General features: G+C 70.1%; 11 protein-coding genes. 2 read left to right on the top strand and 9 right to left on the bottom strand.

Annotated elements, in window-relative coordinates; genetic code table 11:
* Positions 1 to 21: 21 nt before the first annotated feature.
* Complete coding sequence (locus tag D0Z08_RS07345; RefSeq protein ID WP_118924206.1) at positions 22 to 2,382, top strand: heavy metal translocating P-type ATPase; 2,361 nt, start codon at positions 22 to 24, stop codon at positions 2,380 to 2,382.
* Positions 2,383 to 2,400: 18 nt separating this feature from the next.
* Here D0Z08_RS07345 and D0Z08_RS07340 read toward each other — a convergent pair whose 3' ends face one another.
* The gene (locus D0Z08_RS07340) at positions 2,401 to 2,760 is read right to left on the bottom strand and encodes an ArsR/SmtB family transcription factor (protein ID WP_118924697.1); all 360 of its coding nucleotides are present in this window, start codon (positions 2,758 to 2,760) and stop codon (positions 2,401 to 2,403) included.
* 94 nt (positions 2,761 to 2,854) lie between these two features.
* On the opposite strand from D0Z08_RS07340, the gene D0Z08_RS07335 reads away from it, so the two are divergent.
* Entirely contained in the window at positions 2,855 to 4,852 is a 1,998-nt protein-coding gene (locus tag D0Z08_RS07335) for a heavy metal translocating P-type ATPase (RefSeq protein ID WP_118924204.1), read from the top strand.
* 10 nt (positions 4,853 to 4,862) lie between these two features.
* On the opposite strand, the gene D0Z08_RS07330 is transcribed toward D0Z08_RS07335, so the two are convergent.
* The 8 genes from D0Z08_RS07330 to D0Z08_RS07295 form a co-directional block, all read right to left on the bottom strand.
* A complete protein-coding gene (locus tag D0Z08_RS07330) occupies positions 4,863 to 6,296 on the bottom strand; it encodes an aspartate ammonia-lyase (protein WP_118924202.1) in 1,434 nt (477 codons plus the stop codon).
* 72 nt (positions 6,297 to 6,368) lie between these two features.
* Positions 6,369 to 7,340, bottom strand: coding sequence for a cation diffusion facilitator family transporter (locus D0Z08_RS07325; RefSeq protein WP_118924201.1), 972 nt, complete (start codon positions 7,338 to 7,340; stop codon positions 6,369 to 6,371).
* Positions 7,341 to 7,385: 45 nt separating this feature from the next.
* Entirely contained in the window at positions 7,386 to 8,402 is a 1,017-nt protein-coding gene (locus D0Z08_RS07320) for an ABC transporter ATP-binding protein (protein ID WP_118924199.1), read from the bottom strand.
* Complete coding sequence (locus tag D0Z08_RS07315) at positions 8,399 to 9,442, bottom strand: ABC transporter ATP-binding protein (protein ID WP_220454094.1); 1,044 nt, start codon at positions 9,440 to 9,442, stop codon at positions 8,399 to 8,401. Before D0Z08_RS07315 ends, D0Z08_RS07320 begins: the two co-directional genes overlap by 4 nt.
* Complete coding sequence (locus D0Z08_RS07310) at positions 9,439 to 10,125, bottom strand: GntR family transcriptional regulator (protein WP_118924197.1); 687 nt, start codon at positions 10,123 to 10,125, stop codon at positions 9,439 to 9,441. Before D0Z08_RS07310 ends, D0Z08_RS07315 begins: the two co-directional genes overlap by 4 nt.
* Positions 10,122 to 11,117, bottom strand: a complete 996-nt coding sequence (locus D0Z08_RS07305; protein ID WP_118924195.1) for an ABC transporter permease — start codon at positions 11,115 to 11,117, stop codon at positions 10,122 to 10,124. Before D0Z08_RS07305 ends, D0Z08_RS07310 begins: the two co-directional genes overlap by 4 nt.
* The gene (locus D0Z08_RS07300; RefSeq protein WP_118924193.1) at positions 11,110 to 12,051 is read right to left on the bottom strand and encodes an ABC transporter permease; all 942 of its coding nucleotides are present in this window, start codon (positions 12,049 to 12,051) and stop codon (positions 11,110 to 11,112) included. The genes D0Z08_RS07305 and D0Z08_RS07300 overlap by 8 nt, the downstream gene beginning before the upstream one ends.
* 58 nt (positions 12,052 to 12,109) lie before the next feature.
* On the bottom strand, positions 12,110 to 12,672 hold a 563-nt coding region (locus D0Z08_RS07295), incomplete at its 5' end, for an NAD(P)/FAD-dependent oxidoreductase (RefSeq protein WP_147381357.1).

Raw genomic sequence — 12,672 nt, 5'->3', positions numbered from 1 at the left:
CGTCGTACCAAGGAGAACCAGATGAGCGCCCTAGCCGGCTCCGAGACCATGTCGACCTCCAGCAACCAGGTCGAGCTCGAGATCACGGGCATGACGTGCGCCTCCTGCGCCAACCGGATCGAGCGGAAGCTGAACAAGCTCGACGGCGTCACCGCCACGGTCAACTACGCCACCGAGAAGGCGAAGGTGGTCTTCCCGGGCGACCTCGACCCCGCGGACCTGGTGCGCACGGTCGAGCAGGCCGGCTACGGCGCAGCGCTCCCCCGCCCGGAGCAGGCCGAGCCGCAGGGCGAGGACGGAGAGCCCGACCCGACCGCGCCGTTGAGGCAGCGACTCCTGGTCTCGGCCGTCCTCACGGTTCCCGTGATCGCGCTGGCGATGGTGCCCGCGTGGCAGTTCACGAACTGGCAGTGGTTGTCGCTGACCCTCGCCGCACCCGTCGTGGTGTGGGGCGCCTGGCCGTTCCACCGGTCCGCGTGGGTCAACCTGCGCCACGGGACGTCGACGATGGACACCCTGGTCTCGCTCGGCACCCTCGCCGCGCTGGGCTGGTCGCTGTACGCGCTGTTCTGGGGCACCGCCGGCACGCCGGGCATGACGCACCCGTTCGAGCTGACCGTCGCCCGGACCGACGGATCCGGGAACATCTACCTCGAGGCCGCGGCGGGGGTGACGACGTTCATCCTGGCCGGCCGGTTCTTCGAGGCCCGCTCCAAGCGGCGAGCAGGTGCCGCCCTGCGGGCCCTGCTCGAGCTCGGCGCGAAGGACGTCGCCGTGCTGCGCGACGGCCCCGGGGGCCCCGCCGAGGTCCGGATCCCCACCGACCAGCTCGCGGTCGGCGACCGTTTCGTCGTCCGCCCGGGCGAGAAGATCGCCACCGACGGCGTGGTCGAGGACGGCAGCTCCGCGGTCGACGCATCGATGCTCACCGGTGAGTCGGTGCCGGTCGAGGTCCGCCCGGGCGACACGGTGGTGGGCGCCACCGTCAACGCCGGCGGCCGGCTCGTCGTGCGGGCGACCCGCGTCGGCTCCGACACCCAGCTCGCGCAGATGGCCCGGTTGGTCGAGGACGCCCAGAACGGCAAGGCGCAGGTGCAGCGACTGGCCGACCGGATCTCGGGCGTCTTCGTGCCGATCGTGATCGTCCTCGCCGCGGCGACGCTCGGGTTCTGGGTCGGCGCTGACGCAGGTACGGCGGCCGCGTTCACGGCTGCCGTCGCCGTGCTCATCATCGCGTGCCCCTGCGCGCTCGGGCTTGCCACGCCGACCGCGCTCATGGTCGGCACCGGCCGCGGTGCCCAGCTGGGCATCCTGATCAAGGGCCCCGAGGTCCTCGAGTCGACCCGCCGGATCGACACCATCGTGCTGGACAAGACCGGCACGGTCACGACGGGTCAGATGACGCTGCAGCACGTCGTCGCCGCCGGCGGCGAGGACGCCGACGAGGTCCTGCGCCTCGCCGCAGCCGTCGAGGACGCCTCGGAGCACCCCATCGCCCGGGCGATCTCCGACGCCGGCCGGGAACGGCTCGGACCCCTGCCCGCCGTCGAGGACTTCACCAACATCGAAGGACTGGGTGTCCAGGGAGTCGTCGTGGCGGGCGACAACAGCCACGCCGTCCTCGTCGGCCGCCCCCGGCTCCTCGAGGAGTGGTCGCAACCGCTTCCCGCCGACCTCGCGGAGGCGTTCACCGCCGCTCAGAACGACGGCGCCACGGCGATCGCGATCGGGTGGGACGGTCAGGCGCGCGGCGTGCTCGTCGTCGCCGACGCCGTCAAGCCGACCTCAGCCGAGGCCATCTCCCAGCTGCGCGCACTCGGACTGCGCCCCGTGCTCCTCACCGGCGACAACCGCGCGACCGCGATGACCGTGGCTCGGGAGGTCGGCATCGACGTGTCCGACGACTCGGTCATCGCCGACGTCCTCCCTGCCGACAAGGTGGACGTCGTCAAGCGGCTGCAGGCCGAGGGCCGGGTCGTGGCGATGGTGGGCGACGGCGTCAACGACGCTGCTGCGCTCGCCCAGGCCGACCTCGGGCTGTCGATGGGGACGGGCACCGACGTCGCGATCGAGGCCAGCGACCTGACCCTGGTCCGTGGGGACCTGAGGGTCGCCGCGGACGCGATCCGGCTGTCGCGGCGTACCCTCACGACGATCAAGGGCAACCTGTTCTGGGCGTTCGCCTACAACGTCGCGGCTCTGCCGCTCGCGGCCGCGGGCCTGCTCAACCCGATGCTCGCCGGCGCCGCGATGGCGTTCTCCTCGGTCTTCGTGGTGACGAACAGCCTCCGACTGCGGCGGTTCCGGCCCCTCACCGACCACGAGGCGGACAGCACCGCACCCGCTGCCGCCGGTCGACCGAAGGTCCCGGCAGGCGCCTGAGCGCGCCCAGGCCGGCCGTCACTCCCCGGCGGCCGGCCGGTCGGGGGCGCCGAGACGAAGGTGCTCGGCGTGGTAGATCGCCTCGTCGAGCAGCTGGGCGACGTGGTTGTCGTAGAGCGAGTAGACGATCGACCGACCCTGCCGGACCCCGTCGACCAGGCCGAGGTTGCGCAGCAGCCTCAGCTGGTGGGAGACCGCGGACTGCTCCATCTGCGCCGCCTCGGCCAGCTCGCCGACGGTCGCAGGCCCCTCGCGAAGGCGGCCGAGGATCAGCAGCCTGCTCGGGGTGGCCAGTGCCTGCAGCGTCGTGGCGACGGACTTCGCCGCAGCAAGGTCGAGGCGCGTCCGCGCGACACGTCCGTCAACTCCATGGCCCATGGCCGGGAGCATACACCGATTTATCGTCTTGTATGAACATCTCTTCATCTGTTAGTTTCGTCCCTCGTCCGCATCGAACGCAGAGGGAGTCCCCATGACGTCCACGTTGTCCGCGCCGCCCCGTGACCGGGTCGGCGCACCGGCCCCCGGGACCGCACGCCGGTCCCGGTTGTGGTCCGTCCTCTCGATGGCGGAGGTCCGGTGGGCCGGGCTGGCCACCGCCCTCTTCCTCGTGGGCGCGGTGTGCCAGCTGCTGGGTGCGCCGGCGCCGGTGTGGTGGACGTTGTACCTGGCCTGCTACGCGGCGGGCGGTTGGGAGCCGGCGCTCTCGGGCCTCCAGGCCCTCCGCGAGAAGTCCCTGGACGTCGACATCCTGATGATCGTCGCGGCCCTGCTCGCGGCGTCGATCGGACAGGTCTTCGAAGGCGCGCTGCTCATCGTCATCTTCTCGACCTCCGGGGCGCTGGAGGCCTTCGTGACCCGGCGGACCGAGGACTCGGTCCGCGCCCTCCTCGACCTGGCACCGGAGCGCGCCACCCGGCTGAGCGACACCGGCGACGAGGAGGTCGTCGACACGGCCGAGCTCGTCGTCGGCGACCTGGTGCTGGTCCGGCCGGGCGAGCGCGTCGGCGCCGACGGCGAGGTCGTGGAGGGGCTCAGCGAGGTCGACCAGGCCTCCATCACCGGCGAGCCGCTGCCGGTGACCAAGGCGGTCGGCGACGAGGTCTTCGCGGGAACGCTCAACGGCACGGGGGCCCTCAAGGTCGTGGTGAACCGTCCTGCCGAGGAGTCGGTCGTTGCACGCATCGTCGCGATGGTCGAGGAGGCCTCGCAGACCAAGGCGCGGACCCAGCTGTTCATCGAGAAGATGGAGCAGCGGTACTCGGTCGGCGTGGTCGTGGCCACCCTGGCGATCTTCGGCATCCCGCTCGCGCTCGGTGCGGCGTTCGAGCCCACGCTGCTGCGCGCGATGACGTTCATGATCGTCGCCTCCCCCTGCGCCGTGGTGCTGGCGACCATGCCTCCGCTGCTGTCCACGATCGCCAACGCCGGGCGTCACGGCGTCCTGGTGAAGTCCGCGGTGGCCCTGGAGAAGTTCGGCGTCGTCGACGTGGTCGCCTTCGACAAGACCGGCACCCTCACCGAGGGCACTCCCCGGGTGGCCGAGATCGAGCCGGTCCGCAGCGCCGGCATGTCGACCGAGCGGCTGCTCGCCCTCGCCGCCGCCGCGGAGCGCCCCAGCGAGCATCCCTTGGCGCGCGCGGTCGTCGCGGCGGCCCACGAGCACGACGTCCCGGTGCCGCACACCGAGGACTTCTCCTCGACGCCCGGCCGCGGTGTCACCGCTCTCGTCGACGGTGTCCGGGTCCGGGTCGGCTCTCCCGCGCTCCTGGCCGACCTCCCCGGGGCGTCTGCCGACCAGCTCGCGGAGGCGAGGCTGTCGGTGACGCTGCTCGAGGAGGCCGGCCGCACCGCCGTCGTGGTCGTCGCGGACGGCGCGCCGGTGGGGGTCCTCGCCCTCGCCGACCGGGTGCGTCCCGGCGCTCGGGAGGCGGTTGCGCGGCTGGCCGCCATGACCGGTCGCAGCCCGCTCCTGCTGACTGGTGACAACGAGCGGGCCGCTCGCCGGCTCGCCGAGGAGGTGGGCATCGTCGACGTACGAGCAGGCCTCCTGCCCGACGAGAAGGTCGCGGAGGTTCGCGCCCTCCAGGAGCAGGGCCACCGCGTCCTCCTGGTCGGCGACGGCGTCAACGACGCGCCGGCCATGGCCGCAGCCGAGCTCGGCGTGGCGATGGGTCGCCACGGCTCGGACCTGGCGCTGGAGACCGCGGACGCGGTGATCGTGCGCGACGACCTCTCCACCCTCCCGAAGGTCGTCGGACTCTCGCGGCGCGCGCACCGGGTCGTGAAGGCGAACCTCGCCTTCGCCGCGACCGTCATCACGGTGCTGGTGGTCTGGGACGTGATCTGGATCCTTCCGCTGCCGCTCGGGGTCGCGGGCCACGAGGGCTCGACCATCGTGGTCGGGCTCAACGGGCTCCGCCTGCTGGCGCGAGCGGCGTGGCGGAAGGCCGACACGGCGGCGAGCTAGCGCCAGGGCCTCACGGAGCCGCGACGTCCTGCGGGCCGGTGCCGGAGCTGGTGATGCCGGCCAACCGCTCGGGGCTCAGCAGGACGTCGAGGGCCTCCTCGGTCACCGCACCGGTCGCGAGCACCAGCTGCCGGATCTCGCCCGTTCCGGCGAGCGCGGTCTTCGCGATCTCCGCGGCCGCCGCGTAGCCGATGTAGGGGGTGAGGGCGGTGATCACGCCGACGCTTCTCGCGCTCATGGTGCGCAGGCCGTCGTCGTTGACGGCGATCCCGTCGAGGCACAGGGTCTCCAGCCGCTCGAAGGCCCGGGTCATCCAGCCGATGTTCTGGAGCAGCACGTGGGCGATGACCGGCTCGAACGCGTTGAGCTGGAGCTGTCCCGCCTCGGCCGCCATGGTCACGGTCACGTCGTTGCCGACGACGGCGAAGGCGACCTGGTTGACCATCTCCGGGATCACCGGGTTGACCTTGCCGGGCATGATGCTGGACCCCGCCTGTCGGGCCGGGAGCCGGAGCTCGCCGAAGCCGGCCTGCGGCCCGGACGACAACAGCCGCAGGTCGTTGCAGATCTTGGAGACCTTGACGGCCGTCCGCTTGAGGACGCCGGACAGCTGGACGAAGACGCCGGTGTCCGACGTCGCCTCGATCAGGTTCGTCGCCGTCACCAGCGGCAGACCGGTGATCTGCCGGAGGTGCCGGCACACCGCCTCGCGGTACGCCGGGTCCGCGGTGATGCCCGTGCCGATCGCCGTGGCGCCGAGGTTGATCTCGCACAGCAGGAGTCGGGAGTCCTGGATGCGGGCCTCCTCCTCGGCGAGGGTCGCGCCCCACGCTGCGAACTCCTGCCCGACCGTCATCGGTACGGCGTCCTGCAGCTGGGTGCGGCCGACCTTCGGGACCGTCCAGAACTCACCGGCCTTCTGGTGACAGCTCTGGCTGAGCCGGCGTACTGCCGTGGAGAGACCGTCGAGCGCCGACAGGAGGCTCAGCCTCACCGCCGTCGGATAGACGTCGTTCGTGCTCTGGCTGCGGTTGACCTGGTCGAGCGGGTGGATCTCGTCGTACGCGCCGGCGGGGAGCTCGAGCAGCTCGAGCGCCCGGTTCGCCACGACCTCGTTGGCGTTCATGTTGGTCGAGGTCCCGGCTCCGCCCTGGACGACGTCGACGACGAACTGGTCGTCCAGCAGGCCGTCGCGGACGTCCTGGCAGGCTTGGTCGATCGCCTCGGCACGACGGTGGTCGATCAGCCCCAGCTCCTGGTTCGCCCGCACCGCGGCCTGCTTCACCGCTCCCAGGGCGGCGACCAGCTCACGATGGGTGGACACGGGTGTGCCACTGATCGGGAAGTTCTCCAGGGCACGTGCGGTGTGCACTCCCCAGTAGGCCCCAGCGGGTACTTCCCATTCGCCGAGGAAGTCCTGCTCGGTGCGGGCGCGCGACGGCATGCCGAAGCTCCTGTTCTGTCGTTGTCGAGACGGTCGCCGGTCGATCGGCGACGGGCTATCCGGTGAACCCCGTCACCACTGGACGAGGTTGCAACCGGTGTGGTTGGTGGGCTCGACCTGGACGGTGGCGTGGCTGATCTGGTGGCGGTCGCGCAGCACTTCGCGTGCCTGGTCGAGCACCGCGTGCATGTCGGCGTCGGGGCGGACCTGGAGGTGGACGCTCACGGCGTCCATGCCAGAGGTGATGGTCCAGACGTGGAGGTCGTGGGCCTCTTCGACCTCCGGGATCGCCTGGAGGTCGGTCGCCACATGGTCGACGTCGATGTGGGCAGGGGCGGACTCGACGAGGATCCGAAGCGCGTCACGTCCGAGCTTGTAGGCGCGGGGCAGGATGAAGATCCCGATGCCGATGGCGATCAGGGAGTCGATCCAGTACCACGAGGTGAAGGCGATGATCGCCGCGCCGATGAGCACCCCGACCGAGCCGACAGCGTCGGCGATCACCTCCAGGTAGGCACCGCGCAGGTTGAGGCTCTCCTGAGCACCGGCGGCAAGGAGACGGAAGGCGATCAGGTTGACCACCAGGCCGAGGATCGCGACCACGATCATCGGGGTGGAGGCGACCTCGTGGTCCCCGTCCAACCGCTGGATGGCTTCGTACACGACGTAGCCGGCGACGGCGAACAGCAGCACGGTGTTGGCCAGGGCGGCGAGGATCTCCAGGCGGTACCAGCCGAAGGTGCGGTGCGCGGCCGCGGTGCCGCCGCTGGCCAGGGTGATCGCGGCCAGCGACATGCCGAGTCCGCCCGCGTCGGACAGCATGTGGCCCGCGTCGGAGAGCAGGGCCAAGGAGCCGGAGAGGATGCCGACGGTGAACTCGACGCCCACGAAGGAGACGGTGAGCAGGAAGGCGATCAGCAGCGGGCGCCGGTAGCGGGCACCGGCGTTGACCGCATCCAGCGCGCTCAGGCCATGGCCGTGGCCGTGGCCGTGGTCACCTTCGCCATGGTCCTGGTGGTCGTGGTGGTCGTGTCCGCGCCCCATCGTTGGTTCGCCTCTCGGTGTCGCGCTGGTCGGTGAATGGTCGCGTCACTGGTCCCAGAAGTGGCACGTGACGAGGTGTCCCTCGCCCGGACGGGCGGCTTCGGGAACGACCGTGTGACAGACCTCTTGGGCCAGCGGGCAGCGGGGGTGGAACCGGCATCCCGCCGGAGGGTCGATCGGGCTGGGAGGTTCACCCCTGAGCTGGGACACCAGCTCGTGCTCGCCCGTCTTCTCCTCCTCGGCCAGCGAGGCAGCCAGCAGCACCCGGGTGTAGGGGTGGCGGGGGTTGCTGAACAGATCGTCACGCATCGCCACCTCCACGATCTGACCGAGGTACATGACCGCGACCCGGTCGCACAGGTAGCGCACCACCCGCAGGTCGTGGGAGATCAGCACCAGGGTCAGGTCCAGCTGGTCCTTCAGCTCGACCAGGAGGTTGAGGATCTGCGCCCGGATCGACGCGTCGAGCGCAGAGGTCGGCTCGTCGCAGATCAGGAACTTCGGCTTGAGCAGGAGTGCCCGGGCGATCACCATCCGCTGCAGCTGGCCGCCGGAGCACTCACGGGGGAACCGGTCCAGGATCTCCTCCTCGAGCCCGACCCGGTCGAGCATCTCGGCGATCCGCCCGCGGCGCTCCGCCTTGTCCTTCATCCCGTGGTGGCGCAGCGGGGCGTCCAGGCTGGTGCCGAGTCGCATCTTGGGGTCGAACGCACCGTAGGGGTCCTGGAAGACGAACTGCATCGAACGACGCAGCGCCTTGAGCCGGGCGCCCTTGACCCGGGTGATGTCCTCGCCGTCGAAGGTGATCTGCCCGGCGGTGGCCGAGACCGCACGCAGGATGGTCCTGGCCAGCGTCGACTTCCCGCAGCCGGACTCACCGACGAGGCCCAGCACCTCGCCCTTTCCAACCTCCAGCGACACCCCGTCAACGGAGTGGACCTGTTTCCCCCGGCCGGCCGGGTAGTGCTTCACCACCCCGTCCAGGGTCAACAGCGGCTGCGACGGGACGGGGGCCGGTGCGGGTTCGGGCTGGACGACGGTGCTGGGAAGTGGGGTGATCATGACGCCTCCGCGTGCTCGGGCGCCGCGTGGCAGCGGCTGTGGTGCTCGTGCTCGCCGCACGTGTGCAGGGTGGGCTCGGCGCCGCTGCACATGTCGCTGATGCCGAGCTCGGCCGCCTTGGGACACCGGGGCAGGAACCGGCAGCCGCGCTCCATGGCCCGCGCATGGGCAATGCTGCCGGGGATGGAGAACAGCTTGCCTCGGTCGGCCTCCAGCAGCGATGCCTTGATCAGCGCCTCCGTGTAGGGATGCTGGGGCGAGCTGAAGATGTCTGCCGTGGTGCCGTCCTCCACGATCCGGCCGGCGTACATCACGGCGACCCGGTCGGCCATCGTCGACACGATGCCGAGGTCGTGGGTGATCAGGAGGATGGACAGGCCCAGCTCGTCGCGCTTGCGACGCAGCAGGTCCAGGATCTGGGCCTGGACGGTCACGTCGAGGGCCGTCGTGGGCTCGTCGGCGATCACCAGCTCCGGGTCCGCGGACAGCGCAGCTGCGATCATCACGCGCTGAGCCATCCCGCCGGAGAGCTGGTAGGAGAAGGCCGAGGCCCGACGGGAGGGCTCGGGGATGCCGACGTCCCTCAACATCTGTACCACGCGCGCCTTGGCCTCGCGCCGGCCCACACCGCGATGACGCCGCAGCGCCTCCGCCACCTGGCCGCCCACGCGTGCGGTCGGGTCCAGCATCACCTTCGGCTGCTGGAACAGCATCGCGACCTTGCTGCCTCGCACCTTGTTGAGCCGCTTCGGGGACATGCTCAGGACGTCCTCGCCGTCCAGCAATGCCGTCCCGTCCGTGACCTGCGCTCCTGGCGGCAGCAGGCCCATCATCGTGAGCGCGGTCAGGCTCTTGCCGGATCCGGACTCCCCCACCAGGGCCACGATCTCCCCGCGGCGCACGGTCAGGTCCATGCCGTCGATCGCCGGCCCGTCGCCCACCTCGGGGAAGTCGACGCGCAGGCCTTTGATCTCGAGCAACGGCTCGCCGAATGAAGAGGCGGGCATTCCGCGATCGATCGGCATCGGCGCCGCGCTCATCCCGCGTCCTCCTCGGGATCCGGCTCGCGGCTCTTGATCGTGACGACAGCGTCGTCGAAGTGCTGCTTGAGCACGGCGAGCGCCTTGTCGGTCTGGCGCTTCCGGATCATGGCCGCGATCTGACGGTGCTCGTCGACGAGGTCGCTCCGCGCGTCGGCAGACGTCAGCACGCCGAGGCAGAGGCGCGTCTCGGAGATCACCGTGCTGAACATCCGCTGCAGGCGCTCGCTGCCGGTCGCGGCCACCAGCGCCGAGTGGAAGTCGAGGTCGTGGCGCCCCACGGCCTCCCAGTCATCGGCTGCCTCTGCCTCCGCCATCAGCTTCACCATGGCGTCGAGGTCGTCCGCAGCCGCTTCGGACCTGGAGCTGGTGATGATGTGCTGGACCGCGGCAGACTCGAGCGCCGCGCGTGCCAGGTAGATGTCCCGGACGTCGTCCTCGGTCAGCACCGGCACGAAGACGCCGCGGTGCGGCTCGGCCCGCACCAGGCCCTCCTGGATCAACCTCTGGAGCGCTTCTCGGACAGGTCCCCGACTCACGCCGAACCGCGTCGCCAGCTCAGCCTCGCTCAGCTGCGAACCCGGCGCGAGTGAACCGTTGACGATGCTGTCCCGAAGGCGCTCGGTCACCATCGAGGCGTAGGTCGCCCGCGGAAGTTGCGTAGGAACTGTTTCTGAGCTCATAGAGCTTCTCCCTCTTCGATTGCGGTGCGGGACGCCGGCTCCTCGGCCGGCGCTCCTGACGGCCCTGTTGTTCGTGCGGTCGTGCGGCGCTTCTTCTGTACGTCGAGACCTTGTCCGATCATGGTGACACTGAGCGCCGTGATGAAGATCGCCGCGCCGGGAAGGATGCCAACCCAGGGCGCACGTTCCATGTAGGGCTGTGCGTCGAGCAGCATCGCTCCCCAGTCGGAGTCCGGCGGTTGGACACCGAGACTCAGGTACGACAGAGCGCCGACGGTGATCAGCTTGTGGCCGAACCGCAGGAAGCTCATCGCCGCGACCGGGGGCAGGGCGTTGGGGATGACGTGCCGGAACAGGATGAACCACTTCGGTGAGCCGAGGATCTCGGCGGCCTCGATGTACTCCTTGGCGTTGATCTCCAGCGCCAGACCGCGCATGAGCCGGGCGAACGGCGTCCAGCCGGCGATGCTGAGCGCGGCGATCAAGGTGCCGTAGCCGGTACCGAAGAGGGCGATGAGGAACAGCGCGATGACGACGTCGGGGAAGCAGACGAGCACGTCGACGGTCCGCATCACGACCTCGTCGATCCAGCCGCCGCGACGCCCGGCGAGCGCGCCGAGGATGGTGCCCGACACGACACAGATGACCAGCGTGATCCCGGCGATGGTGACCGAGAACCGGCCGCCCCACATCAGCCGGGACAGCACGTCGCGACCGAGATGGTCCGTCCCGAGCCAGTGATCGGCGGACGGGCCGGCGAGCCGGTTGGCGAGATCCTGGTTCGCCGGGTCGTGCGGCGCGATCCAGGGCGTCAGGACGAGGACCAGGAGGACGAAGAGGAGCAGTGCTGCTCCGACCTCGAACGTCCAGTGCCGGTGCAGGAGGTTGCGCACGGTGGCCAGGAAGATGTTCGGCCGGTGCGAGGGCGGCGCGGACAGGTGCCACGGCTCGCGCTTGCGGGTCGGGGGCGTGGTGAGCGTCGAGTTAGCCATGGGTCACCCTGATCGCTGGGTTGAGGACGCCGTACAGCAGGTCGGTGATGGTGTTGATCACGACAGCGAGGGTGAGGATCCACATCATCCCGCCTTGGATGACCGGCACGTCGTTGTTGAGGACCGAGGTGTAGAGCAGCCGGCCCATCCCCGGGATGTTGAAGATCACCTCGATGACCACCGATCCGCCGAGGAGACCGGCGAACCAGAACGAGAACAAGGTCATGACTGGCAGCATGCTGTTGCGCATGCCGTGGCGGGCGAGGGTCTTGGGGAAGCTGAGTCCCCGACTCCTCGCGGCGGTGATGTACGGCGCCGCCAGCACCTCTGTCATCGCGGCGCGGGTCACCTGGGTGAAGTAGCCCATCGGCCGCAGCGACAGCGCCAACGCCGGCATCACGATGTAGGCGAGGCCCGACCACCCGCCGGACGGCAGCCAGCCCAAGTGCTTCGCGAAGATGAGCACCAGCACCGGGCCTACCCAGTACTCCGGCGCGGAGACCGCGCTCTGGGAGAGGAACGTGATGACGTTGTCGATCTTCCCGCCCCGTCTGGTGGCGGCGACGATCCCGAGCGGCAGTGCGAACACCAGTGCCAGCAGCAGCGCTGCCAGCGCGAGGCTGATCGAGACCGACAGGGCCGGCGCGACCATCTCGGAGACCGGCACCCGGCTGGTGTAGGAGAACCCGAAGTCTCCGGTCATCGTGTTCCCGAGCCACTCGAAGTACTGCTCGTAGATCGGCCGGTCGAGGCCGAGCTCCTTGGTGAGAGCGTCGACCTGGGACTGGTCGAGCGCGGGGTCGTTGACCCGCGCGCGGAGGATCTTCCGCGCCGGGTCGCCCTCGCCGGCGTACGGGATGAGGAACGCGAGCACCGAGACGATCAGCAGGGTGATCACCAGGACGAGCGTCCGTCGAATCAAGAAGATCAGCATCCCGGGCTCCCGGTGCTTCGGTCGTGTGTGGTCATCATCGTCTATCCCGCAGCGCGCGCTACTTGATGAGGTCCTGGAACTTGTAGTAGGCCCCGGCGAAGGGGAGGAACCAGGGGGGTCCGAAGTGGCCGGGGATGCGCTTGAAGGTCAGGTCGCGCCAGGGGTTGGCCTGGGGGGTGCCGTTGAGGTACTCGGCCATCTGCTTGCCCATGTGGGTGGCCATCTGGACCCCGTGTCCGGAGTAGCCCATGGAGTAGAACAGGCCGTCCTTCTCCCCGGCGTGGACCATCCGGTCCATGCTCATGTCGACCAGACCACCCCAGCAGTAGTCGACCTTGGTCGCGGCGAGCTGGGGGAACACGCTGGTCATCGCCTCGCGCAGGATCCGCCCGCTCTTCTCGTCCGAGGTCGGGCTCGACATCGCGAACCGGGCCCGGCCCCCGAACAGCAGCCGGTGGTCGGGGGTGATCCGGAAGTAGTAGAGGAGGTTCTTCGAGTCCGAGGCCATCCGCCGGGTCGGCATCAGCTCATCACAGACCTCCTTGCCCAGCGGCTCGGTGACGATGATGAAGCTGCCCACCGGCGCGATCCGGACCTGCTGCCACCGGAACGGGCGCCGGG

Source organism: Nocardioides immobilis (assembly GCF_003515065.1).
GTDB classification, from domain to species: domain Bacteria; phylum Actinomycetota; class Actinomycetes; order Propionibacteriales; family Nocardioidaceae; genus Nocardioides; species Nocardioides immobilis.
This window is presented reverse-complemented; position numbering and strand designations above follow the sequence as displayed.

Excerpts from the sequence above, each read along its gene's own strand:
- D0Z08_RS07345 (WP_118924206.1), top strand. The coding sequence starts at position 22 with ATGAGCGCCCTAGCCGGCTCCGAGACCATGTCGACCTCCAGCAACCAG.
- D0Z08_RS07340 (WP_118924697.1), bottom strand. The coding sequence starts at position 2,760 with ATGGGCCATGGAGTTGACGGACGTGTCGCGCGGACGCGCCTCGACCTT.
- D0Z08_RS07335 (WP_118924204.1), top strand. The coding sequence starts at position 2,855 with ATGACGTCCACGTTGTCCGCGCCGCCCCGTGACCGGGTCGGCGCACCG.
- D0Z08_RS07330 (WP_118924202.1), bottom strand. The coding sequence starts at position 6,296 with ATGCCGTCGCGCGCCCGCACCGAGCAGGACTTCCTCGGCGAATGGGAA.
- D0Z08_RS07325 (WP_118924201.1), bottom strand. The coding sequence starts at position 7,340 with ATGGGGCGCGGACACGACCACCACGACCACCAGGACCATGGCGAAGGT.
- D0Z08_RS07320 (WP_118924199.1), bottom strand. The coding sequence starts at position 8,402 with ATGATCACCCCACTTCCCAGCACCGTCGTCCAGCCCGAACCCGCACCG.
- D0Z08_RS07315 (WP_220454094.1), bottom strand. The coding sequence starts at position 9,442 with ATGAGCGCGGCGCCGATGCCGATCGATCGCGGAATGCCCGCCTCTTCA.
- D0Z08_RS07310 (WP_118924197.1), bottom strand. The coding sequence starts at position 10,125 with ATGAGCTCAGAAACAGTTCCTACGCAACTTCCGCGGGCGACCTACGCC.
- D0Z08_RS07305 (WP_118924195.1), bottom strand. The coding sequence starts at position 11,117 with ATGGCTAACTCGACGCTCACCACGCCCCCGACCCGCAAGCGCGAGCCG.
- D0Z08_RS07300 (WP_118924193.1), bottom strand. The coding sequence starts at position 12,051 with ATGCTGATCTTCTTGATTCGACGGACGCTCGTCCTGGTGATCACCCTG.